Here is a 4,058-nt window from a genome sequence, read left to right as displayed (position 1 = left end):
GGCGCCCTCGCCGTCGGCGTCGCGCTGCCGGCGACGGCGCTGCCGCCCGGCGGGGCGAGCTCGGACACGCCCGGCACCTCGGCATCCGTCTCCCCGACCACGTTGTCGGCCTGCGACACGATCAGCTTCACCGTCAGCGGTTTCCCCGCCGGCGAGACCGTGTACGTCAAGATCGACGACGGCGTCGGGTACGGCGACACCAGCGTGCAGGGCACCGGCGTGGTCTACAAGCAGGCGATCCCCGCCTCGGGAACCGTGAACGGCTCGTTCGCGCTGCCGTGCGGCATCACGGAGGGATCGCACTGGCTGCGCTTCCTCGCCAGCGCCTACGTCGACGCGAGCGACCCGAGCAAGGGCACCGTCGGCTATACGCACGCCGGCGGCACCGACTTCACCGTGGTCGCCGCGTCGTCGGGGTCGTCCGGCTCGTCGGGCGCCTCCGACAGCGGCGGGTCATCTTCGAGCGGCACGACCGGGTCGGGCTCGTCGCAGAACGTGAGCGAGGGCTCCGTGCTCACGGTCACCCCCGGCCCCACCGTCAGCGCGACCGTCTCGCCGACCCCGTCGGCCTCGGGGACCGTGACGGCGGAGCCGACCGCCGCCACGACAGTCGTCGGCGACGGCATCCCGTGGATCGGCATCGTCGTGGGCGCGGGCCTGGTCGTGGTCGCAGGGGTCGTGGTCACGGTGCTGCTGGTGCGGCGCCGCCCGACAGCCCCGTGACCCGGGCGTGGGCGCTGGCGATCGCCGGCGTCGTCGTGCTCGTGTGCGCGACGGCATCCCTCGCGATCGGGTCCAACCCCATCCCGCTCGCCGACGTGTGGCGCCTGCTCTGGCGCCCCGACGGCAGCTTCGCCGCCACCGTCATCCACGAGCAGCGTCTGCCGCGCACCCTGCTGCTGATCGCCGTCGGCACGGCCCTCGGGGCCGCGGGTGCGCTCATGCAGTCGTTCACGCGCAACCCGCTGGCCGACCCCGGCGTGCTCGGCATCAACGCCGGGGCCTCGCTCGCGATCGTGCTCGCCGTCGCGCTGCTCGGGCTCACGAGCGTGTGGGCCTACCTGTGGTTCGGGTTCCTCGGCGCCGGACTCGGGGCGCTCGCCGTCTACGTGCTGGGCTCGGCCGGCCGATCCAGCCCCACCCCGGTGCGATTGGCGCTGGCCGGCGTCGCGATCAGCATGGCGATCACCTCGCTCGTGCAGACCTCGATCCTGTCGAACCAGAACGCGTACAACGAGTTCCGCTTCTGGGCGTCCGGGTCGGTCGAGGGACGCGGGATGCCGGTGCTGCTGGCCGTGGCCGGCTTCATCGTCGTCGGCCTGGTGGTAGCTCTCGCCCTCGCACCCGCCCTCAACGCGCTGGCCCTCGGCGAGGACACCGGCCGGGCGCTCGGCGTGCGTGTCGGCCTCACCCGCGCCGGGGTCATGATCGCCATCGCGCTGCTGGCCGGGGCGGCGACCGCCGCGGCCGGACCCATCATGTTCGTCGGCCTCGCCGTGCCGTTCCTCGCCCGCGCCGTGTGCGGACCGGACCAGCGATGGGCGATCCCGTTCTCGATGGTCGCGGCGCCCGCCGGGCTGCTGGTCGCCGACGTCGTCGCGCGTGTGGTCGCCGCCCCAGAGGAGGTGCCGGTCGGCGTCGTCGCCGCGATCCTGGGCGGCCCCGTGTTCGTGCTGATCGTGCGCCGTCGGCGGATCGAGGCGCTGTGAGCACGGTCCGCACCCTCCGCCTCGGGGCGCTGCGTCTGCGCGTCACGCGTCGGGGCACCGTCGCCGGCATCCTGCTGGCGGTCGTGATCGTCGTGCTCGCTGCCGCCGGCGTCATGATCGGCGACTATCCGATGACCACGTGGCAGACGCTGCAGGCCCTCACCGGCACCGGGGCCGACCATCTCGCCCAGTACTTCGTGCAGCAGCAGCGGGTGCCGCGGGTGCTGACCGCGGCGCTCGTGGGGGCGGCGCTGGCGGCATCCGGGTCGATCTTCCAGCCGCTGTCCGCCAACCCGCTCGGCAGCCCCGACGTGATCGGGTTCACCGTGGGCTCCGCCACCGGCGCCCTCGTGCAGATCATCGTGTTCGGCGGCGGCCCGGTCGCGACTGCCGTCGGGGCGCTCGTCGGCGGCTTCGGTACCGCGCTCGTCGTGTACGTGCTCGCCTGGCGGCGCGGCCTCGCCGGCTTCCGGCTGGTGCTCGTCGGCATCGGAGTGGCCGCGGTGCTGCAGGGGCTCAACTCGCTGCTGGTCGTGCGGGCATCGCTGGCGGCGGCGCAGACGGCGTCCGTCTGGCTCGCCGGCTCGTTCAACACCACGACGTGGACCGAGGCCGGGCTCGTCGCGCTCGCCGTGGTCGTGCTCGGGCCGATCGCGCTGGCGCTGAGCCGGCCGCTGTCGATCATGACGATGGGCGATGACCTCGCCACCGGCCTCGGGGTGCGCGTCGAACGCACCCGGCTGTGGCTCGTCGTCGTCGGCGTCGCCCTGGTCTCGCTCGCGACGGCCGCCGCCGGGCCGATCGCGTTCGTGGCCCTGGCCGCGCCGCAGCTCGCGCGCCGCGTGACCGGCACGAGGGGGGTCGGGATGCCGGGGGCCATGCTCATGGGCGCCGCCCTCGTGCTCGCCGCGGACGTCGTGGCCCAGCGGCTGTTCGCGCCCACCCAGCTGCCGGTGGGCGTCGTGACCGGCGCGCTCGGCGGGGTGTACTTGATCTGGGTGCTCGCCCGGCAGTGGAGGAGGAACGCGTGACCAGCCGTATCCGTGCTCAGGGGCTTTCGATCGGCTACGGCGACCGCACGGTCGTGTCGGGGCTCGACGTCGAGATCCCGACCGGCGAGCTCACCGTCATCGTCGGGCCGAACGCGTGCGGCAAGTCGACGCTGCTGCGCGGTCTCGCCCGGATGCTGCCGCCCGCGGCCGGGGTCGTCGAGCTCGACGGCGCGCCGATCGGCTCCTACCCGCCGAAGGAGGTCGCCCGCCGGCTCGGGCTGCTGCCGCAGTCGCCGATCGCGCCCGACGGCATCGTCGTCGCAGACCTGGTGGGCCGGGGCCGCTACCCGCACCAGGGCCTGCTGCGGCAGTGGTCGGCCGCCGACCGCGACGCGGTGGCCGCCGCCATGGCGCGCGCCCAGGTGTCCGACCTCGCCGACCGCGGCGTCGATGAGCTCTCCGGCGGCCAGCGCCAGCGGGCCTGGATCGCGATGGCGCTCGCGCAGGAGACCCCCATCCTGTTCCTCGACGAGCCGACGTCGTTCCTCGACATCTCGCACCAGATCGAGGTGCTCGACCTCGCCCGCGAGCTGCACCGCGACGGCGTCACGGTCGTGCTCGTGCTGCACGAGCTGAACCTCGCGTTCCGCTATGCGACGCACCTGATCGTCATGCGCGACGGCGGCATCGTCGCCGAGGGCCCGGTCGCCGACGTCGTCACCTCCGAGCTGATCGAGCACGTATACGGCCTGCCGTGCCGGCTGATCCCCGACCCGGAGACCGGCACGCCGCTGGTCGTCCCGCTCGCCTCATGAGCGCGCGCACGCCGCCGAAGGTGCCGCGGCCGGCACCGGCGCCGCGCGCCGCCAGCCCGGCGATCGAGGCGCTCGAGGCGCGGATCGCGGGCGGCGAGGACGCGGCATCCTTCTGGTCGACGCTGGCGAGCACGCCGCTGGTGGAGGAGATCCCGGACGCGCCCGACGAGCGCATCGTCACCTTCCTCTGGCGGGATGCCGATGCCGACGCCGTGCTGCTGTTCGCCAACCGGCTGACCGACGAGCGGAACCTCGCCGACACGCTGCTGCGCCGGCTGCCGGGCAGCGACGTCTGGGCGGTCTCGTACCGGATGGGCGCGGGCTGGCGGGCGTCGTACAGCTTCCTGGTGCAGCGCGAGGGCGAGCGCGCCCCGTGGCTGACCGACGACGACCAGGTCGCGCTGCGCCACGCCCTCGACCGCGGGCGGCCCGACCCGCGCAACCCCGAGACCGTCACCAATCGCGCGGGCGTGACCCAGTCGGTGGCGGCCCTGCCCGCCGCGCCCGCGCAGGCATGGCTCGCGCCGCGCGCCGCGGTCGCC

Annotated in this window: 4 protein-coding genes and 1 pseudogene; all 5 read left to right on the top strand. The window is 74.5% G+C overall.

Features of this window, described 5'->3' with window-relative positions; genetic code table 11:
* Positions 1 to 723: pseudogene (locus tag QM626_RS01555) on the top strand (hypothetical protein); the annotation flags it as partial.
* A complete protein-coding gene (locus QM626_RS01550; RefSeq protein WP_415073236.1) occupies positions 720 to 1,709 on the top strand; it encodes a FecCD family ABC transporter permease in 990 nt (329 codons plus the stop codon). The pseudogene QM626_RS01555 and the gene QM626_RS01550, both read left to right, overlap by 4 nt.
* Complete coding sequence (locus QM626_RS01545) at positions 1,706 to 2,740, top strand: FecCD family ABC transporter permease (protein ID WP_415073234.1); 1,035 nt, start codon at positions 1,706 to 1,708, stop codon at positions 2,738 to 2,740. Before QM626_RS01550 ends, QM626_RS01545 begins: the two co-directional genes overlap by 4 nt.
* Positions 2,737 to 3,516: an ABC transporter ATP-binding protein gene (locus tag QM626_RS01540; RefSeq protein WP_415073232.1), complete on the top strand. Its 780-nt coding sequence runs from the start codon at positions 2,737 to 2,739 to the stop codon at positions 3,514 to 3,516. Before QM626_RS01545 ends, QM626_RS01540 begins: the two co-directional genes overlap by 4 nt.
* Positions 3,513 to 4,058 (top strand): enterochelin esterase domain-containing protein (locus QM626_RS01535; RefSeq protein ID WP_415073230.1); only part of this gene is annotated, 546 nt, incomplete at its 3' end. The genes QM626_RS01540 and QM626_RS01535, both read left to right, overlap by 4 nt.

Origin of the sequence: Microbacterium sp. (genome assembly GCF_047606385.1) — a bacterium.
Taxonomy (GTDB): Bacteria; Actinomycetota; Actinomycetes; order Actinomycetales; family Microbacteriaceae; genus Microbacterium.
This window is presented reverse-complemented; position numbering and strand designations above follow the sequence as displayed.